The following is a 26,025-nucleotide window of genomic DNA, read 5'->3' as shown; positions in this document are numbered from 1 at the left end:
GGCAAGGCAACTATGCAAAAATGGTCCACGTTCGCGCATCGAACGATTCGAGCTGCCGTTTTACTCGCCTTCGTTATTTTTATCGTGCAGATCAGCCGTTCCGATGCTTTAATTTATTATGTTGCACCAACCATGAATCTATGGGTGAAAAGTCTTGCTGTGGACATGTATGTATTGGCTATGCATCAGCTTTATTTGGCAGTCCGAGCTATCCGCGCCAAGACCCCAACAGCGGCAGCCGCCTGTTCATGCTCGGCACATAGCCACGATCACTGGAAGCCCGGCGTTATTATCATGTATGGAGTTCTGATCATCCCGCTTGTTCTTGCCTTTTCTTTTCCTAGTGCGGTACTAGGCAGTCAGATGGCGGCCAAAAAAGGATTGAATTTCACCCCTTCAGGCATCCTAGTGAATAACAATTACGGCGATGCAAGCCCGAACTTATTTCCGAATGATAAGCTGCAATCGGATACAGGTCAGGTTTTTCCGTTTAATGAATACACCAAGCCTTACGCCAAGCGGGCTGCAGAGATGTACAAAGAACCTCTCATCGTGATTAATGATGATTTTTATATCGAATCGCTGACATCACTGGACTTGTATCAAGATCAATTTGTGGGTAAAAAGGTGCAGATTAGCGGTTACGTATACCGACTGGATACGATGAGCAAAAATGAGTTTGCTCTCGGCAGATTTTCCATGAGGTGCTGTGTCGCAGACTCTGTCCCGCTCGCGATCCTAGTGGAAGCCGATACCCCGGAACAATGGAAAAACGATATGTACGCAGTTGCGCTCGGCACCATAGAAAAACGACAATTTGACGGCAAAGATGTATTAACGATCGTGGCCAAAACAGTTGATACGCAAGATGCACCCACAAGTCCCTATGTATATCAAAATCCATACTTTGGAAGCTAACCAAACGAGGCTATCCCAAAGGTCATCTAATGACCGAGGGATAGGGTTTTTGGACTTATTGAACCGCCTAAAACATTTAGTTCATAAACTTCTCAAATTGGGTTAGTTACATCATAAAAAGGCCCTGAGTCGGCATCTGCCATCCCAGGAACCTTCTTTCCTTACTTCACAACACTTTTCAGAACATCATCAATCATTTGGCTATTCGCAATTGTGCCGGAGTATAACCAGCTGGAGTTATTGTCAAAGTCATAAACTTGACCTTTTTTCACAGCGGGAATCCCTGCCCATACTGGGTCTTTAAGAATTTCTTCTTTGCTAACGCCTTTGCTGTTCACAATGAACAAATAGTCAGCGTCCAGTGTAGCGAGCTTCTCCATGGACAGGGAGAGCCAGTTGGCTGTTCCTGTTTTGGAAGCTTCTTGGACCACGCTTGGGACGTTAAGTCCCAAATCTTTGTACAACACATCTCCGCTCGATAATTTCTCGCTTACCACATAAACAGCCTTAGCCGTCACCCAAAGCGCCGCGGCCTTTTGCGTGCCAATCGCTTTTTGCAGCTTTTCTTTCGCATCCTTGGCTTTGTTGTCGTAGGTTTCCAAGGCTTGTTTAGCTTCCTTGCTCTTGTTCAAAACTTCTCCAATGGTTAGCAGCTCTTGGCGCCAATCATTGTTTTTCTCGCCCCCTACCGTGTAGGTTGGAGCAATTTTGGAGTACTGATCATATTTATCACCTGCAACGGTTTCCGCGCTGTCCATAATGATCAGATCCGGTTTAAAGCTCATCACAGCTTCAAATGGAAGATCAAAAGGAATCGTTGGAATGCCGTTCAGATCTTTTTGCAAATAGTTTTGTACGGTCGTAGTCCCTTTATTAATGGACCATTGTGCTACAGGCTTAACGCCTAGTGCTACCAAGTGATCCTCTAAATATGAAGCGATAACACGCTGCGGATTGGCTGGAACCTTCACTTCGTGTCCTAAAGCATCTTTTAAAACCCGTTCGCTTGCGGCTTGCTCTTTGGAACTGCTCGTGGAAGCCGGTGCTTGCCCATTCTCCCCTGCCGGGCTGGATGAACTTGCACATGCGGTTACGAACAAGGTCAGGCTGAGCAATAAAACTAAAGCAATAGACGGTTTGGAACTTCTGTACATTGGTAATACCCCTTCACTTCTATATTGAGAATGATTATTATCCTCATGACTAGTATGCCCTCCCCGCTTGCGCAATGCAATGGAAGATATAGACATCCTGAATGGATTATAGAGACTGTGAAGGGACGTCTGGTAATTGTCCTTAAAATGAACCGGTGCGATGCCTGTATGTTTTTTGAAGGTACGGCTGAAAAAATAAACATCCTGATAGCCTACTCCAGCAGCAATTTGCTGAAGCGTAGCATCTGTATCCAGCAGGAGTTTCTTGGCTTTTTCCATGCGATAACGAATCAGGTAGTCAATCGGGCTGGCGGTCGTCTGATTTTTGAACATCCGCGTCACTTGCCTTGGGCTGCATTCCAATACTTCCGCTAACCGCTCCAGCGTAATCGATTCTGCGTAATGCTCATGCATGAAACGGATCGCTTGCGCCACCGGCTCCCCTGGAACCATCGTCACTTTTTGGTCTTGGAGCTGCTGCATCAGCTCGTAGATGAAACTGTACAACAATGTTTTGGCATGCAGTTTCGATAAATTGCTGGCACCGTTCCACTCCCGTTCGAGCTGCTCCAGGATCTGATACAGCAGCATGGGCAGCCTCGGCAAGAAACTGTACTGCATATAGAATGGATTGCTTTTATCTATGTATTTCAGTTTATCTCTCATCGTAGGAAGCGGAATGCTAGCTTTGTACAGCATGAGGTAATACTCAAAAATATGCTCCGTGAGCTTGATATCCAAGTAGCTTCCTTTCCCGCCGTGCAGAAGATGGAATTTTTGAACGGCATAGTCACGGTCATCAAGCGCAATGCTCGCGCCGCCCTGCAAAGCAAAGATAAAGGCATTCGACGGAAGTCGGTAAGCGCGCAGCGATTCGCCGGACGTCATTTTCACGTGCCTAACGTCCATAATTTTAACTGCAGCCTGGTACCATAATTGGAGCTGATCTTCTAGTTGCATGTCCCCCGCCATATTCATTCCCCCCTGTTCTTTCCCTATTATAGAGTAGTCAGCAACAGAGCGACAATGACACCTACACGAAAAAGCTGACCTCCGTAGAGGTCAGCTCACTCCTGTATGCTGCATGACAGCAGCTATTACTTTTCCGATGTAATTCTCATCGCATCGCGTTGCGCAATCAAGCACAGCTCCGCCGCTTTGAAAGCGTGCTCCTGCGTCATCGCATTTTCTGTACGGTTCAAACAATCCAGGATCAGCTGGCCGAAGTAAGGGTAGCCCACCTGGCCATTCACAGCAAAATGCTGCTCGCCATCCCCGTTCACAAGATACACATGATTGCTTGTCTGCTCTCTGGCAATATCCACATATTTGCGAAGCTCGATATAACCTTCTGTGCCGAGGATCGTCATGCGGCCATCGCCCCACGTGCTTAAGCCATCCGGTGTAAACCAGTCTACCCGGAAATAACCTGTAGCTCCATTATCTCCAACCAATGTCGCATCACCGAAATCTTCAAACGTCGGATACTGCGGGTAGTTATAGTTCGCGATTTTACTATGTACAACCTTGGCATCCTTCGCGCCTGTGAACTGAAGGAATTGTTCAATTTGATGGCTGCCGATGTCGCACAAAATTCCGCCAAACTTCTCTTTCTCGAAGAACCAGTCCGGTCTGCTCGACAAGTTGATGCGGTGCGGTCCAAGACCGATAACCTGCAGCACACGTCCGATTGCGCCCTGCTTGATAAGTTGCTCCGCAAAGATGGAGCTTTCTGAATGAAGACGTTCGCTGTAGTAAACGGCATACTTTTGCTTCGTCTCTGCAACTTTCTCGCGGGCCGCTTCCAATTGCTCCAATGTCGTGAAAGGCGCTTTGTCTGTAAAATAATCTTTGCCGCTGTCCATAACCTTCAGACCAAGCGGTCCACGATCGCTAGGAATCGCCGCTGCGGCAACCAGCTTGACTTCGCTGTCTTGAAGGATCTCCTCCAAAGAGCTGGCAACGCGAACACCCGGAAATTTGCTTACAAATGTATCTACTTTCTTAGGATCCGGGTCATACACCCATTTCAACTCGCCGCCCGCTTCGCGAAGCCCGTTGCACATCCCGTAGATATGGCCGTGATCCAGTGCTGCTGCTGCAAATATAAACTCGCCAGGTTGACAAACGGAGTTAAATGTACCGACTGGTGCGTAATTCATGCCATCGCTTTTTTGCATCGTATATAGTCCCCTATCATATATGAATTATCGCTGCATTGTTTCTTGTTGACCCTCTAAGCTTAACAAGATGGAGGGATGAAATGTGACTCTATGTTGTGAAAAAATGATACTACTTTGCGGTTCGCAATTTGAATAGTCTTCTGAGAACACAGCTAGTACCATTCACGCATAAAAAATAACCCACGCAGGCGTCTCCTGACGTGGGCCAAGTGAACTAGTGAACTACTCGTAATTAAAATTTACAAATACAACGAGTGATAATGACAAGCAAAATGAACAGAACAAGAATGCTGCCTACGTTGTTGTTAGGGTATGCGCAAACTTTGGCTACTGGCGCTGCGGCAACCGGTTTTGGGAATACAAACGAAGTTTGTTGGTACGAAGCGTGCAGGTGGATGTCATTGTGAACTGGCTTGTGGTGCATAATAGGCGCTGGCGCCGGTGCGACTGGCATTGGCATTGGCATCGGCATCGGGGCTGGCATTGGCATCGGAGCTGGCATCGGTGCAATTGGATACGTTGGTTTTACAAACTCCATGGATGGAGCACCTCCTTAGAATATTGAAGCTTTAACATTAGGTTGTTATCGTTAGGGTTGGGTGAATAGCTTACAACATCAGTCTATGGGGGAGCACCTACCACGAACACGGTAAACACCCAGATCACCCAAAAATGGTTACGTATCATGGGCGAACGAGCCTCCTGCATCAGCCCGCTTGTACCTGGGTAATACACGGAGATAAGACAAAAAAACAGCGGTCAGGAACACATTCCCGACTCGCTGTTTCTTCTATACATATGGATTATTATCTTTTTCGAAGCCAATCGTTGTTTTACCGCCATGCCCCGGATAGACGATCGTATCGTCTTCAAGGAGGAAGAGCTTATCCTGGATAGAATCCAGCAGCTCATTGTTATCCCCGCCAGGCAGATCCGTCCGGCCAACCGACAGTTTAAACAGAACATCCCCGCTAAACAAATGTTTGTCGTATAGGAAACTCACGCTTCCCGGAGAGTGGCCGGGTGTATGGAACACTTTGAGCTTGATGCCCAGAAACTCCAACGTTTGCCCTTCGTCCAGCGCGTACTCAGCCGGCTCGGTCTCGATAAGAACACCTAGCTCCGGCCAGCGGGTTGAACCGTTTTTCTTCGGATTCGTCAGCCAGTCGGCTTCCAGATCGTGTATGTAAACGGGACACTTTTTCAGCTTGCGAATTTCATCAACGCCGCCGATATGATCGAAATGCGCATGCGTCAGTAAAATCGCTTCAATCTCTAAATCAGCAATCTTTTTGATCAGCGACTTCGGGTTCATACCTGGATCAATAATAATCCCCTTTTTCGTCTCCGGATCTGACAATAAATAGGCATTAGTACTAACTGGTCCTAAAACAAATGTTTCTATGTTAATCATATGCCCTCACCTTAGCATTCGCTTAGAACGACTCGATTAAGTCACGAAGTTCCTTCACGATAACAGCATGGTACCCGTTACCTTCGCCATATTGACGGCCCATTTCGGCTCTGGCTACTTGAATTTTCTCGTTATAATCCGGCGCTTCGCGATCTGGATTTTCTTTTTTGAACTGCGTCATGACCGCTTGAACCTTTTTCGGACGTGGGCCCCAATGTCCAAGAACAAAACCGCCAGTATCTGTAAACGCAACGATCGGAATCGAACGGCCGCCACCTGTCAGGAACTGATCGATTACGTCGTAGTTTTGTTCCATAATCAACACTTCTACAGGCACACCGCTGTTTTCCAGCGCTTTAAACACGACAGGTACGTTGCGAACAACATCGCCGCACCAATCCGCAGCAATAATAACACAGCGCAGATCGTCACGGTTATTTAAAGAATCGAAATATTCCTTATCCTCTTCATTATCCCATGCAAATCCGTTGTAATACTCCAAAAATTTCTCTTGATTTTTCTCCATGCTGTCAATGAATTGCTGTGGTTTCAAGCCTGTGCGCAATTTGCTTGCAAGATTCGTACTCATCGCTACCCATCCTCCTAAAATAGGGATCATTGAAAGTCGATCAAAGTCCCGCCATTTCGTAATTCTTCCTTATTATTGTAACAAATTGAATCGAATGCGCAAATCCAGATCGCTAAACTTTCGCTTTTCTTTTCAAATAAAGTTGATATCCCACATACAAGAGTGTTAAAACAATCGCTGCAATAATTAACGGTTTAATGTACGGCCCTGCAATTTCATCGATCGTTTCCCAATTGTCTTTGAGCTTCATTCCCAAGTAAACATAGAGAAAAGAATAAGGAATTAGTGCTAAACCTGTGTACAGTGTAAATTTGCCAAGCGGCATTTTGGCCATGCCACCCGGAAGAGAAATCGCGTGACGGACGATAGGAATGAATCTGGCTGTGAAAATCATGCCCGTACCATAGCGGTTGAACCACGCTTCAGCAACATCAATATGATGCTTGCTGATCAGCAAGTATTTGCCGTACTTCTCCAGGAAAGGTCTGCCACCGTAGCGTCCGATCCAATAAAGCACGATTTGGGCTAGTGTCCCGCCAATCACCGCGCAAACAATGGCACCATAGAAATTAATTTCACCTTTGGATACCAGGTAGCCCGCATAGGCAAGAAGCAGCTCGTTCGGAATCACTTCCAGCATCAATCCGAGGAAAATCCCCCAATACCCAAGCCCTTCCAAGTAAAGCAAAACATTGTGAATCAACTCACCCATTCATGAACCCTCTCTCCCTCTATAATCCATCCGATTTCTACCCTTCATTCTAACACAGACGGGCTCTCATCAACCAGTTTCACCCACTTATTGCCCGGTAAAATAGGAAAGAATATTCATGTGCTGACAAGCCTCTGCATAAAATGTACAAGTATGTTTGTACAGGAGGCGGGCCCTATGTCCCAAGTATGGATTGTTAAGCGCAAGCATCTCTATCTGGCAGCCGTCATCTTGCTGCTGCTTCTCTCGGGCGTCCTCTACATGAATCGTGGCAAAATCGTCCCCACATTGGCCGAGCCTACACCTGAAAGAACCATTCACATGGTTGTAGGAGAATTCAAATCAACCACCAAAGATGGCAAAACGATTGAAGTCTACCGCTGGGATCCCGGCACCGTAGTCATTCAAAAAGGGGAACGAATCAAACTCAGCATTTACGGCGTCAACGGAGAAAGCCACCCTTTTCTCATTGAAGGGCTTAACATTAGCGGTGAAGTTAAAAAAGGAAAAGAGACCATCGTTCACTTCACTGCCGATCAGGAAGGTACGTACCGCATTATTTGTATGACGCATGCCGATATGGCGCATAACGGACCTATGATCGGCTACCTGGTAGTTGATTAACGAATTTTTACGGCTGTGCCACTCAACTTGGGCTCCTTAGCTCTTTGTCGCGAGTGGCTCCAAGCCCATTCCATGCATACACATATCGTAGAGGAGTGTGGATGCAGTCATGATCAATAACAAACAAGGCGAAAAACATAAACAGCAATTCCCCAATGCCCGCAGCATTCGGAGGGCTTGCAGCAAGGAATTATACCGGACTGTGAAACGGTTGAAAATATGGCTCTCCCCCGAGCAAATCAAAGAGGCTGAGGAGCTGTATGTGAAAAAGGTGATGCTTAATCTCCCCTTCATCGTGGAGAACGGCTCAAACCGCAAAGCGCTCTCCGATTGGTTTGACATCAACGTAGGACCTGAAATTGCTCCCATATGGAAGGTTGAGTTGGCGGTACTAAACCAAGCTTTTCGCGATGCATTCGGCGGTTAAAATGAAAAAGAAGGCCACGGGTATGTCAGACATACGCCATGGCCTTCTTTATTTATTGATCTTCTTAGGAGAACTCAGGCAGCCAGCTGCCATGCGCTTCGATCAACTCATCGCACATTGCGACGATGTCGTCCATCGACAACTCAGCCGACGTGTGCGGATCAAGCATCGCTGCGTGATAAATATGATCGCGCTTACGCGTAATGGCTGCTTCAATCGTCAATAGCTGCGTATTGATGTTCGTACGATTGAGCGCCGCAAGCTGTGGCGGCAGATCCCCGACGTAAGTCGGCGTAACCCCGTTGCGGTCAACCAAACAAGGTACTTCCACGCACGCTTCGCGCGGCAAATTCGTAATTAAGCCGGTATTCATCACATTACCGCCGATTTTGAACGGAACATCCGTCTCAATGGCTTCAAAGATGTAGGAAGCATACTCATGGGAACGCTCATGCGTCAAATTCGCATCGTTCACGAGATCCTCGCGCATTTGCTTCCAGCGGCTGATCTGGTTGACGCAGCGGCGAGGGTACTCGTCAAGCGGGATATTGAAGCGGTCGATCAGCTCCGGATAATTCCGTTTGATGAAGTACGGATGATATTCCGCATTGTGCTCAGAGGATTCCGTAATATAATGGCCGAACTTCAGCATCATTTCGAAACGGACCATATCCTTGTGCTTTTCCTTTTGCTTCTCGATCGCCCGTTTCTTGATTTCCGGGTACAGATCAACGCCGTCCTTCGTTACCTCAAGCAGCCAAGCCATATGGTTGATGCCCGCAATTTTGGCTTTGACGCCTTCCTTTTCCATGCCAAGGCTCTTGAACAGCTCAGGAATACAGGCCTGTACACTGTGACAAAGACCGACAGTACGTACGCCTCCGTATGTGTTCATTACATTTGTTAAAACAGCCATTGGATTCGTGTAGTTTAGGAACAAGGCATCCGGGCACACTTCACGAATATCCGCTGCAAAATCAAGCATAACCGGAATCGTCCGCAGATTTCTGAAAATGCCGCCAATTCCGACTGTATCTGCAATCGTTTGTCGCAAACCGTACTTTTTCGGAATTTCAAAATCCGTAATCGTACATGGATCATAGCCACCTACTTGAATGGCATTTACGACATATTTTGCACCTTTCAAAGCTTCTTTGCGGTCTGTATACGATTTAATGACGGACGTACTGCCGCTTGTTTTTTTAATATTATTCAGCATGTTAGCTGAGTCTTGCAGACGTTCGTGATCAATATCAAAGAGAGCGATTTCAAAGCCTTGCAGCGCGGGAGTCATCAAGCAATCTCCAAGCACGTTTTTCGCAAAAACAGTACTTCCAGCACCTAGAAAAGTAATTTTGGACATGTGTGAATACCCTCCAAATTGGTTGTCGTTTTCATATCTTCACTATAGCGCAGGAAGCTTTGGAAGCATATGGATTGAACGAACTCCAATATGGACATTTGTAGTTTATTGAGGTACGCTTACAGTAGAGCAAAGCAAAAGTAAACACCTTATATTTTCTTATCTGCAAATAAAAAATGACGAGGTTCATAATGAGTACGGAGCATACCTATTTTACCGTCAGCATTAATCCGCATGAGAGCAATAGCGAACTTTCCGTGCTTTTTAGCGGGGAAGGCAAGCCTATTGCCCTACATAATACAGGGCCAGGTGTCCACGATTATTATCTGGTCCACACCGTGCATTCCGGTAACGGCACTTTCGAGATGCACAACCGTACCTATCACTGCACAGCAGGCGACACGTTCATCATCTACCCTGGCGAGCTGTTTCGGTATACGGCAGATGCCGAGAATCCATGGCATTATTCATGGGTCGCGTTCACGGGTCACGCTGCGGGCATGATGCTCTCTCAGATCGGCGCTTCCCCGCAGAATGCCGTTATCTCAGGAAGCGTTCCCCGCTCCATGCGGCACTACTACCGCCGAATTCGCTCCAGCTTTCAGCAGTCGATGTACCCGGCGCTGGAGGATATTGAAGCGGCCGGCTGGCTGCGGCTGCTTCTTCGCGAGCTTGGCAGCGCGGGAGCCCATCAGGCGAAGGCCAAGCCGGCCACCGAGACAGAGATACAACGGCAAGTCAGCCAGGCGGTCCGCTATCTGGAGCTGCAGTACACCCAAGTCGTCTCCATCGAGCAGCTTGCCCGCACACTGGGCTATCACCGAACCTACTTGTGCAAAATGTTCAAACAAGCCACGGGCCTCGCCCCCATGCAGTACCTTTTCAAAATCCGCATGGAACGCGCCAAGCAGCTTTTGGAAACGTCCATGACCATCGACCAGGTGGCCTCGTCTGTGGGTTTTAACGATGCGCTTTATTTCTCCAAGCAGTTTCACAAATGGAGCGGCAGCGCTCCTTCGGTGTACCGGAAGGAGCGCGCGGGTAAGGGGGGGTTAGGCGGCGGCGGTGCGTAGGCGCGAGCGAGAGATGCACAACAGCGCTTGCGGCGCGGCGGCAGGAGAGCGACAGCGGCGCGGCGCGGGGGCGCGGGGCGACAGCGGCGCGGCGCGGGGGCGCGGGGCGACTGTGGGAGCGGCGCGAGAGCGACGGCCGCCAAAGAGCGACAGCGGCGCGGCGCGGGGGCGTTGGGCGACCTGCGGGAGCGGCGCGGAGGCGCGGGGCGAGCGGCACAAGAGCGGCGGGCGTGATCCGCAAGATGCACGGGCGGGCAGCAAATGGAGTGGGCGACGACGGCGTAGGGCGACTGCGACACAAGAGCGTGACGAGCGGCGATGGGGCGGCTACAAGCAACGCTGCCCTCCCCATTTCAGCGCGAAAGGGAACTACAGGGCGTTATTTGACCGAAAATGCCGATATCAGCATAATTGCGGAACTACAGGACTTTATTTGCTCCAAAAACCCTACATTTGGACTAAAATGAACAAAATAGCGGATCACAGTTCCCTCTGATTCGCCTATGCCCCTGTAATTTGGAGAATAGAGGATCATAGTTCCCCTCGCTAGGCTCCATACACCAAAAAGGGCTATCCCCATGGTCATATCCTGACCTTTTGAGATAACCCTAATGGGTGTTTTAATTTTAGATGGAATTAATACCATTAATCCCGTTAATTAGCTACTGTAAGCAAGATGATAGGAATACCAGCCGTTTTAGAGGTACTATTTCCCCATTGCCCATCGGAGGACATCGCCCTCTTAGATCTCAATATCAACAATTAAACTATCCTCACGGCCTACCTCGCGAATGTATGCCGCAACCGCTTGGTGCTCCGGATTTGGACCATAGGCTTCAAGCGCAGCTCGATCCTCGAAACGAACCGACAAAACCACTTGGTATCCTTTATTTTTCTCAGAGAAGTTAATGCCTGCTTGAATATCGACAATCCCCGTCAAATGAGAACGAAGCGCTTTGAAGCGGTCGACGACTTCTTGAAGCTGCTCCTGCGTAGTTGTTTCTCCGAATTTTACAAGTACAATATGATCAATCATAATACAAAACCTACTTTCTCCAAAACAATTTTGGCACGTTAATATGTAACGTCTTTCATCATATCAGGAAGGGATCGGCTCGTCGATATCCACAGCGGAATCTCATTTCGGGTTTGAACACTGCCATGCACCGACGCACAACCAGAATTCGCACACGTTAGGAAAACAGTCCTCTACCTGCCGGCCAACTCGGCGATTCGATCGGACAATACCACATGATCGCCTGCCTCGCCTTTTTGGGCACAAGCTATTAACCCAGCAGCAATTTTACTCGCTTGAATAGGGCGATAAGTCCGAAGTCCGCCAATCATAAGCGGAGCAATCGCCCTTGAAACCAGGCTCCCCAACTGCTCACCCACTCGGACTTCATCCCGATCCCCTAGAATCAGAGAAGGACGAAGCATATACAGTGAGCGAAGATTCAACCCCCGCAGCCCCTGCTCAACATCACCTTTTACCCGATTATAAAAGATAGAAGAAGCACGGTTCGCCCCCATCGCAGTCACGATAGCAAAGACACCTGCCTTCCCTGTACTGGAAATTTGACCCAGTTTCATAGGGAATTCGAAATCTACTTTGCGAAATTGCTCTTGAGAGCCAGCTTTCCTAATGGTTGTCCCCAATGTACAAAACACATGAGCACCTGCCATAGCAGCCAGAACAGCAGGCCCCAGATCCGCTTCTAATTGGCTGTAATCTGTTTTCACTTGAACGAGCTTTTCACTTCCCTGAAGATGACGGACCTTGATGTCTCTGCGAACAAGCGCAATAATTTTATCGTACCTAGGGTCCTCCTGCAGCAGCCGAATCAATTCCCGTCCTACTAATCCTGTACCTCCCGCTACTATGGCCGTCACTCCCATACTGCTCCTCCTTCAACTCGCATCGGTGTCTCAAACTTCCCAATCCTCACGCAGAGTCTCATACAGCTTTACCAGGAACGCAGACGCATCTTGAGCAATCGCTGAATCCTGATCTAATTTTTCCGCAAAATAGTGCGCAATAGGCGCAGCCAGCTCGGCCAACCTCGCGTCAGACATGGTAGGCACTCTTTCGATCCAAGCCTGCAGCAGCTGCCAATCCTTGGCCGTAATCCCCTGCCTCGAAGCCTCCTCGATATGCCCCATGACAATCTCCGGATAGTTCTTGCGAGCGATCGCTTTTTCAAGTTGTTTTCGTCGTTTTATCCGTTCAAATCTCGCTTCAACCACAACAAGGGTGCCAGCAACCATATCACCGATCCGCTTATCCTTCGAGCTTAAGAAAACGCTGAGCATTCCCACAAAATAGAAAGAAGGCATCACATCGAGCAAACGAAACAAGTTGCGAATGATAATGGATAAAAGCGTTGCCGATTGGCCGTTATTTTGGATGACACGCAGTCCTAACCAGCGTTTTCCCAGTGTTTGACCACCTTTAAAAGCTTCCAAACATACGAAATAACCCAGGTTCAATACAATCCATAAAACGATAGTAATTGCCAAAAGATAATCCGCAAGGTCAGGCAGCCAACTACCCGAATATAACCTGCTCACCAAAATAACGAACACGAACAACAAGACATTTACAAATATTAAAATAAGGCTATCCAACAGATGCGCTGCCGCCCTGCTGCCTATTCCGGCAGTTTGAAATTGCAATTGCACCTGCTCAGGGGTGACGACCGTTACTTCTCTATCCAAAGGCTCGTTCATAACATCTCCTTAATGTTGCATAATTATGGTAATTTAAGACTTTCCTATGATAAAATGAACAGATTACAGCAAACCTCAGCCTACAACCCGGATAGGTTTCGCTAGAGTTAGTTGAACGCTTAGGAGGCTTTTATGGACATCTCGCGATTTATCCGAGAACACAAATCCCAATGGACGGAGCTAGAGCAATTGCTGCTTCAGCTTGGTAAGAGAAAACGCAGCCTGCAGGCCAGTCAAGTGAACAGGTTTACGGAGCTTTACAAAACAGCTTCAGCGCATTTAGCCACACTCCAAACCCACTCGCCCGCAGATGAAACAACCGTTTATCTAAATCATCTTGTCTCACAAGCGCACAATACAATGTACAAAGACAGCCTTACAAGCAGCGCTCAAATGAAGGCGTTTTTCCTCCATTATTTCCCTTCGCTGATCCAAGCAAGAAGCCTGTTCTTCGGCTTTGCTTTCGTTCTGTTTCTGCTTGGAGGTTTGCTCGGCTTCCTCTCAATTTGGCATGATCCGCTGAATCTAGCCTTAATTATGCCAGGCGGCATAGCCGATAACATCGATCCGTCCAAAACAGCGGATCCCCGGGGGGATCTACATTCGCCGCTGATCTCAACGGCAATCATGACGAATAATATCCGAGTCGCCGTCCTCGCCTTTATCAGCGGCATCACGCTTGGCATCGGAACTGTCTACCTGATGATTAGCAATGGCCTTCTCGTTGGCGCCTTAGCTGCCATTTACATGCAATCCGGAAAAAGTTATGTATTCTGGGCGTACATTTTGCCGCACGGTATTATTGAACTTACTGCTATTTTCATAGCGGGTGGTGCCGGTTTATACATGGGCTTTCGCTTTTTCGTGCCGGGGCCTTATCCGCGCAAGCTGCGGTTTCTGGAGTCGGCCAAGGAATCCGCCCAGCTTTTAATCGGTACGATTCCGCTGTTCATTATCGCAGGGCTCATCGAAGGTTACATTACGCCTTCCACGCTGCCACTTGAAATGAAATACATCATCGCCGGCGTTACTGTACTGCTCCTTGCATTGTATTTCGTTTATGGCATCCGCAAACGCACAAGCAGCAGGCAATTATTAACGCTATAAACGATCATTAGCTTTCAAATCCAAATAGGCATTAACGGCGCTAAGCGTCAGTTGGTCGGCGGGGACATCCATCACGGGAATGCCTCTGCCGGCCATTTCGTTTACATAAGCGTAGCGATCCGTCGTAAACTTGTGGGCCATGCTCATCTTATAAGCTTGCCGGCTATCCTCAGCCCGAACACGCGCCCATTGATGAATCAGTGGATCCTGGAGCGATAAGAGCAGCGCCTGATGGCTTCTGCGGAGCCGCTGCACATACGGCAGCATTTCTTGATTATATAAATAACTCTCCATATCGGAAAATAGGACGACAAGCGAGCGTTTTTTCAGAAAACGCAGGATATGTGTGAAGGCGATCTGCGTGCTGGATTCCACAAAATCCGTGCTTAAATCATACACCGCCTTCGTTAAGGCTTGCAGATGAGGCAGTCCTTTTCCTGCCGGCACATATACTTTAACCTTGTTGGAGTAAGCGATTAACGCTACTTGATCTCCTTGCTTAAGCGCTACTGCAGCCAAAGTCAACGCAGCTTCCAAGGTCCGATCCAGCTTCACTTGCCCTTCCAGCTCAATCGCCATTTGCCTGCCGCAGTCCAGCACGATGGTGACAATCTTCCCTTTTTCCGGTTGAAAAAGGTTCGTCATGAGCTTCGTCGTACGCGCCGACGCTTTCCAATTGATAAGCCGGACGTCATCCCCCTGCACATAATCCCGAATATAGTGGAATTCGGAGCCGCTGCGCTGCTTTTTGAAGACACGATGGCCCTCCAAAATTAAAACGTCCTGAACAGCGTTAAGCACACCCCGCACCTGTGACAAATCCGGGTAAATCTCGATGATGTTTTGGGCGCTCAGTAGCACTTGCTTCTTCCAAAGCCCCATGCCTCCGAAATAGCGCAGAACTACGTTTTCAAAAACATACCTGCCTCTTTCAGTGGCCATCACCGTATAACCAAAAGAAGAAAGTGATTTCCACGAAATGGAGCCGCTTAATTGGCTGCTTTCCAGTTGAAAGGTGTAGGGCATATGATCCATTAACTCAACGTGCACTACAGAAGATTGCTCCAAACCGAAACTCTCTAGCTCTAGGCTCACCTCAAAAGTGCTCCTCACATCCGCCTGTTCAGGGAGTGTTCGCCGTATTTTCCAACTGCTGCGTTTGGGAAGCAATAGGAGATCAATCGCACTCAGTACAACTAACAGCGCATTGAAGCTCCAAAAAACAGGCAGAACCGCACCAAAAGGAGCTGCGATCAGCATCCCGGCTGCGCCAATAAGCACCAGAACAATGAGTCTTCGTGTGGGCAAAATGAAGTCGTGGAAGAAGGTTTTATCTAGGAACCGGAATAGAGCCGAGCGTTTCTTGAATGATTTGGTCACTCGTTCCGCCCTCCAGTTCCGCTTGCGGTGTCAGCAGCAGTCTGTGCCGCAGCGCAGGCCGCGCGACAAGCTTGATATCATCCGGCGTGACATAGGTCCTTCCATCCATAAGAGCCCAGGCTTTGCTCGCCATCAGCACAGCGATTCCCGCTCGTGGACTAGCGCCCAGTTGAATCTTCTTGGACTCGCGGGTTTTGCGAATAATCGTTGTAATATAAGCGTATAAAGAGTCCTCCACCACGACATCACTCAACTTCCGCTGCAGTTCAACGATCCGCTCCGGGGTCATTAACGCTTGAAGCGGCTCCTCTTGCTGCTGGTGAAAAGGCGCATGTCCCCGAAGAATGGCAATCTCCGCTTCTTCACCCGGGTAATCAAGCACCAGCTTAAACATAAATCGGTCAAGCTGTGCTTCCGGCAGCGGGTACGTGCCTTCGTATTCGACGGGATTTTGTGTCGCTACGACAAAAAAAGGATTAGGCAGCTTGTACGTATTACCTTGAATCGTGACCTGCCGCTCCTCCATGGCTTCGAGCAGCGCTGCCTGTGTTTTCGGCCCAGAACGGTTAATTTCATCAGCCAATAACACATTCGTGAAAATAGGACCTTGAATTGTTGTAAACGAATGGTCCTGCATTTGATAGATAACACTGCCTGTAATATCTGCAGGCATCAAATCCGGTGTAAATTGAATCCGGCGGTATTCCCCGCCAGTTAATTCCGCGAGCGTACGTGCCATCTTCGTTTTCCCGAGTCCCGGCACTCCCTCAAGGAGGACATGCCCTCCTGCTAATAGGGCGGTTGCAAGCAGTCTGGTGTTCAGCTTTTGGCCGAACACGCGCTGCTCCAAAGCTTGTATCAGTTCATTCATTACGCTCACTCCTTCTCCAAGTAGGCGATCATTTCGCCCATCTCCCGCGTTCGCTGCACGAACGCTGTCGTGCTCACGCCGCCGCTCTCTGCCGGCGGCTCCGCCAGCAGGCGCACAAGCTGCGCCGCCTGCGCCTCAGGCATCCGGCCGCGCGCAGCTTCCGCGGCCTGCAAAGCGCTAGCGCTGGGGCTGAGCCCCCAGCGCTGATACAGCAGCTGCCGCAGGAACAGCTGCTGCTGCGCCAGCGCCTCGCGCCTGTAGCCGAGGCGCTCGTACCAAGCGGCGATGGCGCGCACGCCTTCGTCGCCGCGACGGACCGTCCACGCCCGGGGCGTGTGGACGGGGCCGAAGCGCTTGCCGCGCAGCCAGAGCCACAGCAGCAGCGCAAGACCAAGCTGCGCGCTTGCCAGCACGAGCCACGCGGGATACACGGCCAGCAGTCCGGGCTTCGTCCCGTAGCCGTGATGGGTCTCGTCGACCCACACGGCGTCCCAGGACTTCGCGAACAGCGGCCAGATTAATTCGAAATGGGACGCCTCATCAATCGTCCCATTCTGCAACCACGTCGGGGTCAGCACCATCGTGATGCTGCCCGCCCCTTCCTGCACGCGGCTGGCGAGCACGCCGCGCTCATCTTCAAACAGCGCCAGCCCGCTGCCCCCAGGCTGAAGCCGATAAAAGGTTTCGACTTTGCCCGTCAGCGTCCCTTCCGCTGACGTATAATCCGCCGAAACGCGAATCGTTGAGGCATCCTTCACTTGTTTCGCTTGTTGCACTTGTTGCTCTTGCTCCTCTTGCTCCCCCGACTTCCTCCGTGTATCCAGCGCCCCGCTATCCACGCGAACCGTCCCCCAAGACGCCCAGCCTTGAGGCTCGCGATCAAAAATAATCGCATCATTCCCCGCCTGCACCCACTTCAACAGATGCTCCCGATCCGATTTCGTCACGGCGGACGGCTGTATAGCAACTAGCAACATGGAGGTCCCGCCAGGCAAATGTTTCCAATCCAACCGCCACTCCTTAACGGCTGATTGCTTAGTGGTAAACAGTTCTTTCCAAGCTTTGGTACCATCAACATCTGCAGAAAAGGATAGATACGGAGGTAAATCCGGCAGCTTCGGCTTCGCGAGCCAGTACCCCAGTGCAAAAAACAGCAAGATGCTGACAGCTAGTCCCACATGGAGCTTATTCAGCCCTTTCGTCATCCACGGTTACCTCCTTCCCGGCGATAACCCTGGCTACCTGTTCATACAACCATGAGAACTGCTGCTCAGTTACGGCTTCTTTTCCGTACCAAACTCGTTCAAAAAGCAGCGAGCTCTCCTGGAACAAAGGAACTAACGATGAGGCTGAGCCTCTTAGCTCCTCCGCATATTCCCAGTTTGTTTTCCATTTTTCCACACGAATCAGACGCGCATCTTCCATATAAAACAAAAACGACAGAAAGACGGAGCGCACTCCCTCTCTCCAATCGCCTACTCCCTTAAGCTCCGAAGCTTGCTGCCAGTAATAGCGGTACGACCGGCTTACTTCACCTTGCGGTAAAAATGTTTCCGAGCGAACCCTCTTTTGCCACATAATTTGTTTCAGGAACCAGTAAATCGCAAAAGCCGTAATCCCCAACAACAGAATAGCTACTACTACAGTCAACCAGTCTGACACCGCTGCAGATACCTCAAAATGAGGCAGCCAGCTGCGTATTTTCTGAAGAACGGGTTCCAGCCATGTCAACAGCGAACCATTCTTTTTGGCTTCATAGGCTGTATATTCATCCTGTTTCAGGATTTGCAGCAATTGTTCTTTGTCGTCCTGCAAAGAAATTACGAACCTATAACTCATTCTTTTTATCCAAATCAATAGGCAGATAAGGGATCGAAGCGTCTGAGATTGTACTATCGATCATAGACTCTAAGCCCAAACCCTCATTTCGTACCCGTTGGTCAAAGAAACTGACCACGTACGGCAGGAACCACAGTGACATAACCAGAATGGAAATCAAACTTTGCAGCAGCTGCGCCCCTAGCCCCAACCCGAAAATAGCGGCAATAACGATCTGAACAACCGCTAGAAACAAGTACAAAATAATGCTAAGTACGATGTACATGCCAAACAAACGCCAAAAACTTTTACGCGACAAGCTCCAGCTTCGGCCAATGCCAATCGATTCTTCTCCCAAAGCTACATAAGGTAAATAATAACCCCAGCGAATCATAAAATAAGCAAACGTGAATAGCGCCCCCAGCCCAAGAATGGCAAAAAACACAATGGTAAACGCCAGCGCACCGCCACCAAACCCGCCTACCGAGCTTGAGAAGCTGCCGCCAACGGCAAAAATGACAGCAAAAACAATCATAATAAGAGCTATTCCTAAATAAAAGCCAAACATAATGAGTCCAAATAAAAACGTACTGCCTGCCATCGGCCAAAAACGAGTGAATGATTTTTTTAATAATTGCCCTAACCCCGGCGTCTCTTCCCCATCGAAACTAGCCTTTACCAGATGAACAATGGATGCGATTGAAGCTGGCATAAGACCTAAAAACATAATCGGGACTAACACCAGAACGAATACGAGCATTTTCCACAGGTACCCCTCGTCACGTAAAGCAGGATCGTTTTGCAGAAACGCAGAGTTTGGTCCGAACATATCCTGCAGCGAACCGCCATTGCGAATTTGTTCAATAAAGGACCCCGAAGTTGCCGCTGTTTCTTGAAAAGTCAGCAAGTGCTGCAGCAGATAAAAAGGGCCGTATAAAATTAGCATGATGAATGTTAATACAATGAAGTGTTTTCGATACAACTGGAAACTGCGGTCTAACAATCTTCCAATTCCCATCGGTCGTGCGCTTGCATTTTGCATGGTTAACCATAACCCCCCAAATGTTGGTAATTCTTTAACTCCCTGACTATTATACACTAATCCTGCAAGATTCTGACCACTAAATTGTATGAAAAAGCCGTTCGCCGGGGACGAGGGCACAAAAGAATAAAGCTGCGGCTATCCCCCGTTCCTGTAGTTGCCTTACCAATCTCCGTTCGCTGGCGTTGCACACAACTACTCGCATAATTACTTGGTCAAATGTGGTGCAATCGCGGAAAGTAGCGGTATTTCAACCATTTCAGAGAACTACAGGGCCTTATTTCACCCTGATCCCCCTGATTTGCGGTCATAGCGGTGAAATAGCGTACCACAGTTCCCTTCCTCAGCTAAATAGGCTGTTTCAGTCCCAATAGCGCCCTGCTGTTCCCCTATCCCGAGTCTCCTCTGCCTCAATGCCGCCTTGCCACTGTCTCTGTCTCTGCTACTGCTGCTCCTGCCCCCTGCCTTTGCCCCTGCTCCGCCAATGTCAATGCTCCACCCACTACCTCGCGACTCTGATCCCAAGGCCCAACTGCCCACTCCCCCCAAAACAAAAAAAGCCAGATCCATGATTTCTCATCGATCTAGCTCCACGCGGTTTCGTCCCGCCGATTTTGCGCGATACAGCGCATGATCTGCCCTAGAGATCATATCTTCAAGCACCATCGTGCCAAACTCCAGTTTTGGCGAAAACTCGGCTACGCCAATACTCGCCGTTAACTGTACCGTCACCTGCTCATCAGAATACGGCTTCGCTGCAATGCATTGCCGAATGCGCTCGGCTAATAGTTCACTGTCCTGTGCATTTTGGCGGAGGCACACTAGAATAAATTCCTCGCCGCCATACCGTGCTACGATGATTTGGCTGCTTGCCAGCTGTTTCAACAAAGAAGCTACCTGTTGAAGAACGCGGTCGCCTACCAAATGCCCGTAGGTATCGTTCACTTTCTTGAAATGATCGATATCCATCATCATCACCGAGCACGTATAGCCCGCTGCGATACATGCCTTTAATTCTTCATTCCCTTCCGACATGACATATCGGCGATTAGGAATATCGGTCAATTGATCGACCAATGCGGATTTCTCAAGCAGTGTAATCGTCGTGTTCAGCTTGTCTGACATCAAATTAAATGTGTTAACGAGCGTTTTGAGCTCAATCGGAGCGTTTCTGATTTCGTCTGCATCAATCTGGTAATGGTAAGTTCCATTACGAATGTGTTGGGTGGCTCGGAGCAAATAGCGAATAGGCCGCTCGATGCGGGACGCTATCGTGAGCGCTGCGAGGACACTAAGGATTAAAGCGATGAGGGAAATGATAATAATCGTCAAACTCAGCTGATTTAATTTCTGAAAAACTTCTTTTTGGGTGATTTCGCCGACGACAATCCAATTTTTTCCTGTCGACCACTGGTATTGACCGAAGACTTTTTCGCCATGAAAGCCGGTATAGACCTTGCTTGACGTAGTGCCGCTTTTCGCTCTTTGAATGATTTCGGAGGACATGAACACATTGTTATTCGCTTCGCTCATACTTGAATGACCTGACGCCGTCACAACTTGGCCTTTGTCATCTAAGACATAGACCTCTCCTGTTTCGCCAAAACGCAGCTGTTTCATTAGCATATTCAGCATATCCAGGGTTACAACCCCCATTACAACGCCTTTAAATTCATTCAGATCACCGAGCACCGGGGCTGAAAAGGTAATCATCGGTTTACCGGTCTCTCGCGAGATGTCGACCCCCGATATAAAGCTCCTATTCTCAAGCGCATTTTTAAAAAACGGCCTGTCCCCAACATAAATAGCTGTGTCGCTGCTCGTGTAGATAACCCCGTTCGGCTCTACGAAATTCAGAGTATCAAATTCCGAATTAAGGCGTGTATAGTTATGAAATTCCCGTTTTAATGGTTCCAACTGATGAAATTTGGCGTAATCCGAAAGGGCAAACCGCTGGACGGCATCCAGTTTCTCCTGATTCCATTTTTCAATATATAAGCTTTGCAGCGTAATCATCTGTTTGAGCTGATTTTCCGCTTCGCCGATCCGGTTCTTCTTTTCTATCCAATAAAATGGCACAATAATGGAAAAAGCTAAAGCCAGAATAGCGACGCCAATCCACATTTGAAACCTCATTTTCAAGGATTGACTGGAGAAATAAGCAAATTTGCGTCCCATTCTGGTCTCAGCCCCTTTCTTTCTATACGTTTATTATACCTTGAAATCAAGACAAAAACAGGCAGAATATATGATGATTCGACATTTTTCACCAGGGACTTTTCTCCATATCCGTTCATGTTTGAAAAGAAAACTTCAATCGCTTATGCTAATTTGTAATACGAAATGAGGTTATTATTCTATGAAAATTCTTGTGCTCACCGAAAAACCGAGCGTGGCCAAAGAAATTGCCCGCGTTCTCGGCTGCAATCAGAAGCAAAAACATCATTATGAAGGCCCAAAATACGTTGTCACCTGGGCCTTAGGCCACCTGGTAACCCTTGCTGAGCCTGATGATTACGATCCCAAGTACAAAACCTGGAACCTGGAAGATCTGCCTATCCTCCCCGAGCGCATGAAGCTCAAGGTCATGAAAGAAACGTCGCATCAGTTTCGCGGTATCGAGCAGTTAAGCCGGCGCGGCGATCTCGCCGAGCTGGTGATTGCAACGGACGCCGGGCGCGAAGGGGAACTCGTCGCCCGTTGGATTATGGAGCTGATCCGCTGGAAGAAGCCGTTCAAACGGCTTTGGATCTCGTCGCAGACGGATCAGGCGATTCGCGAAGGCTTCGCGCAGCTGAAGCCTGGCACGGACTACAACCGGCTGTATCAAGCAGCCGTGTGCCGTTCCGAGGCCGATTGGCTGATCGGCCTGAATGTGACGCGCGCGCTGACCAGCAAGTTCGGCGCGTCCTTGTCCGCCGGGCGTGTGCAGACGCCCACGCTCGCCATGATGATCAACCGCGAGACGGAAATCCGGGATTTCCGGTCTATCGACTATTGGTTGATCGAAGCTGATTTGGGCTCTTTCCGCGCAGCGTGGCGGGACCCCAAAACAGGCGACTCGCGCATCTTCGATAAAGAGCGCGCGGACGCGTTGAAGGCGAAGCTGCAAGGCCAAAACGGCCGCATCGTGCAGATTCAGCAAACCGAAAAGCAAATTCCTCATCCGCTTGCTTACGATTTGACGGAGCTTCAGCGCGACGCCAACCGCAAGTTCGGCTTTTCGGCGAAACAGACGTCCAACGTGCTGCAACGTTTGTATGAACAATACAAAATTGTGACTTATCCGCGGACAGATTCACGATATCTGACTTCCGATATGGCTCCGACGTTGGCAGGCAGACTCAAAGGCGCAGCTATTGGTCCCTATGCACCGCTTGCCGCTCCATTGCTGCGCAAGCCGCTAGCCATCACAAAGCGCATCGTCGACGATAGCAAAGTATCCGATCACCATGCGATCATACCGACAGGCGAAGCCGTCTCACTCGCAACGCTAAGCGCAGATGAGCGCCGACTCTATGATCTAATTGTACGAAGATTCATAGCCTTGTTCTATGGTCCTTGCCGTTATGATGAGACGAAACTGACCGTCGAAATTGCCGGCGAGAAGCTGTATGCCTCGGGGAAGGTCGTCAAACAAGCCGGTTGGAAAGAAGTTTACGGCGCGAACGATTTCACCGATCCTGAACGGGAAGAGTCAGACACGGATGACGATGCGTCTCAGCTGCTGCCGCAAGCCAAAGAGAAAGACGCCGTGACGGTTAAACAGGCTCATCAGCTGAACCGCCAGACCAAACCGCCTGGCCGATATAATGAAGCTTCTTTGCTGTCGCAGATGGAAAAATGGGGTCTCGGAACGCCGGCAACCCGCGCGGATATTATCGAGAAGCTCGTGTCGTCCGACACCATCGAGCGCCAAGGCTCCCAGCTCATTCCGACGGGCAAGGGCAAACAGCTCATTGAGCTCGCTTCGGAAGAGCTGCGTTCTCCTGAGCTGACAGCACGCTGGGAGCTCGAGCTCGAGCGTATTGCCAAGGGCAAAGGAAGCATGGAGCAATTTCTAAGCGGCATTCGGACCAAAGCCGTGGAATTAGTTAATGAAGTTAAGAAAAGCGACGCGGCGTATAAACCGCATAACTTAACAGGCAGCAAATGCCCGGACTGCGGAGAATTCCTTCAGGAAGTTAAGGGGAAACGCGGGCGTTATCTCGTTTGCTCCAGCCGGGAATGCTCTTACAAGCGGGAAGCGGACGGCCAGCTGACGAACCACCGTTGTCCGCAGTGCCATAAAAAAATGGAGATCCACACGGGGAAATCCGGCAAGTATTTCCAATGCCGTCCCTGCAACGTGGTGGAGAAGATTGATAACGAAGCTTCCGGCGGCGGCCGTCGTGCCTCAGCCAAAGCCAATCGTCAGCTTATCGAGAAATATTCCGATCAAACGAGCGTCGGGAACTCGCTCGCTGACAAGCTGCTTGCGGCACTTCAACAGAATAAGGAAGACTAGCCTAGAACAAGCATGAAAAAACCAAGCAGAGACTTTCGTCCTTACTTGGTTTTTTTCTGCTGGCTGTTTTTTCTGCAGGCTAATTCAATATTTTTCCTTTTACCGCCAACTGCAGTTCCTCTAAGCTCGTAATGCCTAGACTAATCAGTGCCTCTCCTGCTTCCATGTGTACATTCGCCAATATATGCATACTTGTATTAGGGACAAGTGATTTGCGGAATTCATGAAATAAAACAGCATTATATGTTTTGAGCACTGTCATAAATTCAACTGTCGGAGGAATAAAGCCGCGCATTTCGGAAGATTTCCAGAAGAAATCCCGCACATGGATAATGTCAGCGCCCGTTTTGTTCAATTTACGGATCATCACAAAAAAATCATCGATCAAAGCTTGTCTCTCCAGACTCATACGACCATCTCCCAGTCTAACATCAATCCACACTGTCGTAGAATAGGATACCACAAATAGTTCTTTTGATCTATATATTGTAGTATATTAGACCTAACTTATGAAGCAGTTTTTTCTTTGCGGAAACCTTTTCGCCGGAGTGAGAAAAAAATATCCAACGCAAAACATACGACGCCCAAATTAATGGCCAAGTCCGCCACATTCATGATACCGTTCCCCGAACGGAAGACGATGAAATCCGTCACTTTTCCGAAAAGCAGTCGTTCAATCGCATTGCCGATCGCTCCGCCTGCAAACAACGCTGCTCCGCATTGCAGCAGAACGCCTTGAAGACGTCCTTTCTTCCTGTAGTAGAAGATCGCTATAACAATAATGACAGCAAAAATGCCGAGGTAACGCGCCCAACCCTGCAGCGAACTGCCCGCCGCTCCCGTATTTTGATAATGCGTAAATGAAATAATATCCTTATAGAATGGCATGGATTCTCCCACTTTCAGCATCGTACGAATCCAAACCTTTGAAATCTGATCAATGGCCGTAACGACAAAAAAGACGATATAAAATAGCATAACACTCCCCCTATTTTGAAAATACAACCTCCTCACCATTTTACATGATTTATGGCCTCTACTGCGAATCCTGCGGCCCCGGTCTCCCTTTTGTCCCATGGTCTTCCATTAGCAACGCAAATAGCCGCCTCAGTCACGCTTAGGCAGCTACACACGGAGCATTCTACATGTAATCTTCATGCTCTCCATCATGCTAATGTCAAAAGTGTTCTCAACAGTTCCCCGGGGGTGTTTACCAAATAATCCGGTTGGCCTCGAAGCAGCAGTCGCGGGGCGTCATACCCCCATGTAACGGCGACGATCGGCACACCCAACTTTTTACAAGCCTCGATATCCCTTAATTCGTCTCCAACATAAATCATTCGCCCAGGTGTTGTGCCCCACTGCTTCATAACTTTGCGTATGGCATGATGCTTGCCGAAAAGAAGTTTAGCCGAAATCACTTCCTTAAAGGAGCCTTCCATCTTGTTATTTTTCAGAAACGTACGAATGTTTGCCTCCGAATTGGAGGAGAGAATGGAGCTTTTCAGCCCATGGGAAGATAACCTCGCTATAATCTCCTTCATGCCCGGCACCACGTGAAGCGTGCGAATGTTCTCTTGATACATCTGTCTTCCGGCGACGATAAGCTTAGGTATCTGCAGGGCCGGCACGCCTAACCGATCGACCCGCTCCGCAATCGAAAGTGTCCGGAGAAGCGCAAGATCCTGTTCGCGAATCTTGCGAAACTGATGCTGTCCCGCTATTTCATTGTACAACTTAACAAGCAAAGCCCTGGAATCGACAAGTGTCCCATCAAAATCAAATAGGATATGTTTTACCATTCGGTTGTATATAGAAACAGGGCCGGCCCCTCAGTCGGCACTTCTTTGATTTGATTATTCGCGAACTCTTCAAGCGGATCTTTAGCGATATGCGGATTGCTGACGATGCGAAGATCTTCCCACACACAGGATACCCCACGCCCATAGTCGTCTGCATTTCCAGCAAACATTTTACATCCCTGACAGAAGTGTTTCTGTTGATTGGCATCTAGCTTAACAATTTTATTCCTTAGACAGCAGTAAATTTCATCATCTGCATTACATACATTAACGTGAGTGATTAGAGCCATATGCATGTCAACTCCTTGCGG

The 26,025-nt window shown here is 48.9% G+C and carries 26 protein-coding genes; 6 read left to right on the top strand and 20 right to left on the bottom strand.

Annotation, left to right across the window (positions count from 1 at the left end; genetic code table 11):
* Positions 1 to 12 precede the first annotated feature (12 nt).
* Positions 13 to 918 (top strand): TIGR03943 family putative permease subunit, encoded by a 906-nt coding sequence (locus tag AC3WTJ_RS33335; protein WP_492525543.1) that lies wholly within the window; start codon positions 13 to 15, stop codon positions 916 to 918.
* 161 nt (positions 919 to 1,079) lie between these two features.
* Here the strand turns inward: AC3WTJ_RS33335 and AC3WTJ_RS33330 are convergent, their stop codons facing one another.
* The 6 genes from AC3WTJ_RS33330 to uptA all read right to left on the bottom strand — a co-directional run bounded on the left by AC3WTJ_RS33330 (position 1,080) and on the right by uptA (position 6,970).
* On the bottom strand, positions 1,080 to 3,044 hold the full coding sequence (locus AC3WTJ_RS33330; RefSeq protein ID WP_492525541.1) for an AraC family transcriptional regulator: 1,965 nt from the start codon (positions 3,042 to 3,044) through the stop codon (positions 1,080 to 1,082).
* A 125-nt stretch (positions 3,045 to 3,169) separates the two neighbouring features.
* On the bottom strand, positions 3,170 to 4,252 hold the full coding sequence (locus tag AC3WTJ_RS33325; protein WP_407870596.1) for a Gfo/Idh/MocA family protein: 1,083 nt from the start codon (positions 4,250 to 4,252) through the stop codon (positions 3,170 to 3,172).
* A gap of 235 nt (positions 4,253 to 4,487) precedes the next feature.
* Positions 4,488 to 4,793: a hypothetical protein gene (locus AC3WTJ_RS33320; protein ID WP_157323918.1), complete on the bottom strand. Its 306-nt coding sequence runs from the start codon at positions 4,791 to 4,793 to the stop codon at positions 4,488 to 4,490.
* A 252-nt stretch (positions 4,794 to 5,045) separates the two neighbouring features.
* On the bottom strand, positions 5,046 to 5,669 hold the full coding sequence (locus AC3WTJ_RS33315) for an MBL fold metallo-hydrolase (RefSeq protein WP_157323920.1): 624 nt from the start codon (positions 5,667 to 5,669) through the stop codon (positions 5,046 to 5,048).
* A 22-nt stretch (positions 5,670 to 5,691) separates the two neighbouring features.
* Positions 5,692 to 6,258: a thioredoxin family protein gene (locus AC3WTJ_RS33310; protein WP_127457988.1), complete on the bottom strand. Its 567-nt coding sequence runs from the start codon at positions 6,256 to 6,258 to the stop codon at positions 5,692 to 5,694.
* Positions 6,259 to 6,370: 112 nt separating this feature from the next.
* Positions 6,371 to 6,970, bottom strand: a complete 600-nt coding sequence (uptA, locus tag AC3WTJ_RS33305) for an undecaprenyl phosphate transporter UptA (RefSeq protein ID WP_127457989.1) — start codon at positions 6,968 to 6,970, stop codon at positions 6,371 to 6,373.
* 261 nt (positions 6,971 to 7,231) lie between these two features.
* Between uptA and AC3WTJ_RS33300 the strand changes: the two genes are divergently transcribed.
* Complete coding sequence (locus tag AC3WTJ_RS33300; RefSeq protein WP_397370537.1) at positions 7,232 to 7,594, top strand: cupredoxin domain-containing protein; 363 nt, start codon at positions 7,232 to 7,234, stop codon at positions 7,592 to 7,594.
* A 109-nt stretch (positions 7,595 to 7,703) separates the two neighbouring features.
* Entirely contained in the window at positions 7,704 to 8,021 is a 318-nt protein-coding gene (locus AC3WTJ_RS33295) for a dehydrogenase (RefSeq protein ID WP_127457991.1), read from the top strand.
* A 64-nt stretch (positions 8,022 to 8,085) separates the two neighbouring features.
* Here the strand turns inward: AC3WTJ_RS33295 and AC3WTJ_RS33290 are convergent, their stop codons facing one another.
* Positions 8,086 to 9,384, bottom strand: coding sequence for an alpha-glucosidase/alpha-galactosidase (locus AC3WTJ_RS33290; protein ID WP_157323923.1), 1,299 nt, complete (start codon positions 9,382 to 9,384; stop codon positions 8,086 to 8,088).
* Positions 9,385 to 9,560: 176 nt separating this feature from the next.
* Here AC3WTJ_RS33290 and AC3WTJ_RS33285 point away from each other — a divergent pair, with 176 nt between their 5' ends.
* On the top strand, positions 9,561 to 10,457 hold the full coding sequence (locus tag AC3WTJ_RS33285; RefSeq protein WP_492525537.1) for an AraC family transcriptional regulator: 897 nt from the start codon (positions 9,561 to 9,563) through the stop codon (positions 10,455 to 10,457).
* A 742-nt stretch (positions 10,458 to 11,199) separates the two neighbouring features.
* Here AC3WTJ_RS33285 and AC3WTJ_RS33280 read toward each other — a convergent pair.
* From AC3WTJ_RS33280 to AC3WTJ_RS33270, 3 genes are all read right to left on the bottom strand, one after another.
* Positions 11,200 to 11,493: a Dabb family protein gene (locus AC3WTJ_RS33280; protein WP_127457671.1), complete on the bottom strand. Its 294-nt coding sequence runs from the start codon at positions 11,491 to 11,493 to the stop codon at positions 11,200 to 11,202.
* Positions 11,494 to 11,666: 173 nt separating this feature from the next.
* The gene (locus AC3WTJ_RS33275; RefSeq protein ID WP_492525535.1) at positions 11,667 to 12,356 is read right to left on the bottom strand and encodes a Rossmann-fold NAD(P)-binding domain-containing protein; all 690 of its coding nucleotides are present in this window, start codon (positions 12,354 to 12,356) and stop codon (positions 11,667 to 11,669) included.
* Positions 12,357 to 12,386: 30 nt separating this feature from the next.
* Positions 12,387 to 13,187 carry an RDD family protein gene (locus AC3WTJ_RS33270; protein WP_492525533.1) on the bottom strand — a complete coding sequence of 267 codons (801 nt, stop codon included), beginning with the start codon at positions 13,185 to 13,187 and terminating at the stop codon, positions 12,387 to 12,389.
* 132 nt (positions 13,188 to 13,319) lie between these two features.
* Here AC3WTJ_RS33270 and AC3WTJ_RS33265 point away from each other — a divergent pair, with 132 nt between their 5' ends.
* Entirely contained in the window at positions 13,320 to 14,294 is a 975-nt protein-coding gene (locus AC3WTJ_RS33265) for a stage II sporulation protein M (RefSeq protein ID WP_492525531.1), read from the top strand.
* Here AC3WTJ_RS33265 and AC3WTJ_RS33260 read toward each other — a convergent pair.
* From AC3WTJ_RS33260 to AC3WTJ_RS33235, 6 genes are all read right to left on the bottom strand, one after another.
* Positions 14,289 to 15,674 carry a DUF58 domain-containing protein gene (locus AC3WTJ_RS33260; RefSeq protein WP_492525529.1) on the bottom strand — a complete coding sequence of 462 codons (1,386 nt, stop codon included), beginning with the start codon at positions 15,672 to 15,674 and terminating at the stop codon, positions 14,289 to 14,291. The genes AC3WTJ_RS33265 and AC3WTJ_RS33260 overlap by 6 nt on opposite strands.
* A complete protein-coding gene (locus tag AC3WTJ_RS33255; protein ID WP_492525527.1) occupies positions 15,625 to 16,545 on the bottom strand; it encodes an AAA family ATPase in 921 nt (306 codons plus the stop codon). The genes AC3WTJ_RS33260 and AC3WTJ_RS33255 overlap by 50 nt, the downstream gene beginning before the upstream one ends.
* A 5-nt stretch (positions 16,546 to 16,550) precedes the next feature.
* On the bottom strand, positions 16,551 to 17,750 hold the full coding sequence (locus AC3WTJ_RS33250; protein ID WP_492525525.1) for a DUF4350 domain-containing protein: 1,200 nt from the start codon (positions 17,748 to 17,750) through the stop codon (positions 16,551 to 16,553).
* Positions 17,731 to 18,384 (bottom strand): DUF4129 domain-containing protein, encoded by a 654-nt coding sequence (locus AC3WTJ_RS33245; RefSeq protein ID WP_492525523.1) that lies wholly within the window; start codon positions 18,382 to 18,384, stop codon positions 17,731 to 17,733. The genes AC3WTJ_RS33250 and AC3WTJ_RS33245 overlap by 20 nt, the downstream gene beginning before the upstream one ends.
* Positions 18,374 to 19,405: a hypothetical protein gene (locus AC3WTJ_RS33240; protein WP_492525521.1), complete on the bottom strand. Its 1,032-nt coding sequence runs from the start codon at positions 19,403 to 19,405 to the stop codon at positions 18,374 to 18,376. Before AC3WTJ_RS33240 ends, AC3WTJ_RS33245 begins: the two co-directional genes overlap by 11 nt.
* A 576-nt stretch (positions 19,406 to 19,981) precedes the next feature.
* On the bottom strand, positions 19,982 to 21,583 hold the full coding sequence (locus AC3WTJ_RS33235; protein ID WP_492525519.1) for a sensor domain-containing diguanylate cyclase: 1,602 nt from the start codon (positions 21,581 to 21,583) through the stop codon (positions 19,982 to 19,984).
* A gap of 181 nt (positions 21,584 to 21,764) precedes the next feature.
* On the opposite strand from AC3WTJ_RS33235, the gene AC3WTJ_RS33230 reads away from it, so the two are divergent.
* A complete protein-coding gene (locus AC3WTJ_RS33230; RefSeq protein ID WP_492525517.1) occupies positions 21,765 to 23,912 on the top strand; it encodes a DNA topoisomerase III in 2,148 nt (715 codons plus the stop codon).
* 79 nt (positions 23,913 to 23,991) lie between these two features.
* Here AC3WTJ_RS33230 and AC3WTJ_RS33225 read toward each other — a convergent pair whose 3' ends face one another.
* From AC3WTJ_RS33225 to AC3WTJ_RS33210, 4 genes are all read right to left on the bottom strand, one after another.
* The gene (locus AC3WTJ_RS33225; protein WP_157323941.1) at positions 23,992 to 24,321 is read right to left on the bottom strand and encodes a hypothetical protein; all 330 of its coding nucleotides are present in this window, start codon (positions 24,319 to 24,321) and stop codon (positions 23,992 to 23,994) included.
* Between the two features lie 98 nt (positions 24,322 to 24,419).
* Positions 24,420 to 24,890, bottom strand: a complete 471-nt coding sequence (gene lspA / locus AC3WTJ_RS33220; protein WP_492525515.1) for a signal peptidase II — start codon at positions 24,888 to 24,890, stop codon at positions 24,420 to 24,422.
* 188 nt (positions 24,891 to 25,078) lie between these two features.
* Complete coding sequence (locus AC3WTJ_RS33215) at positions 25,079 to 25,714, bottom strand: HAD hydrolase-like protein (protein WP_157323945.1); 636 nt, start codon at positions 25,712 to 25,714, stop codon at positions 25,079 to 25,081.
* Positions 25,708 to 26,004, bottom strand: coding sequence for a hypothetical protein (locus tag AC3WTJ_RS33210; protein ID WP_157323947.1), 297 nt, complete (start codon positions 26,002 to 26,004; stop codon positions 25,708 to 25,710). Before AC3WTJ_RS33210 ends, AC3WTJ_RS33215 begins: the two co-directional genes overlap by 7 nt.
* Positions 26,005 to 26,025: the final 21 nt, after the last annotated feature.

The organism is Paenibacillus sp. FW101-FHT12H11 (assembly GCF_058790355.1).
The sequence above is the reverse complement of the archived record's forward strand: the minus strand, read 5'-3'. Positions and strand labels throughout refer to the sequence as shown.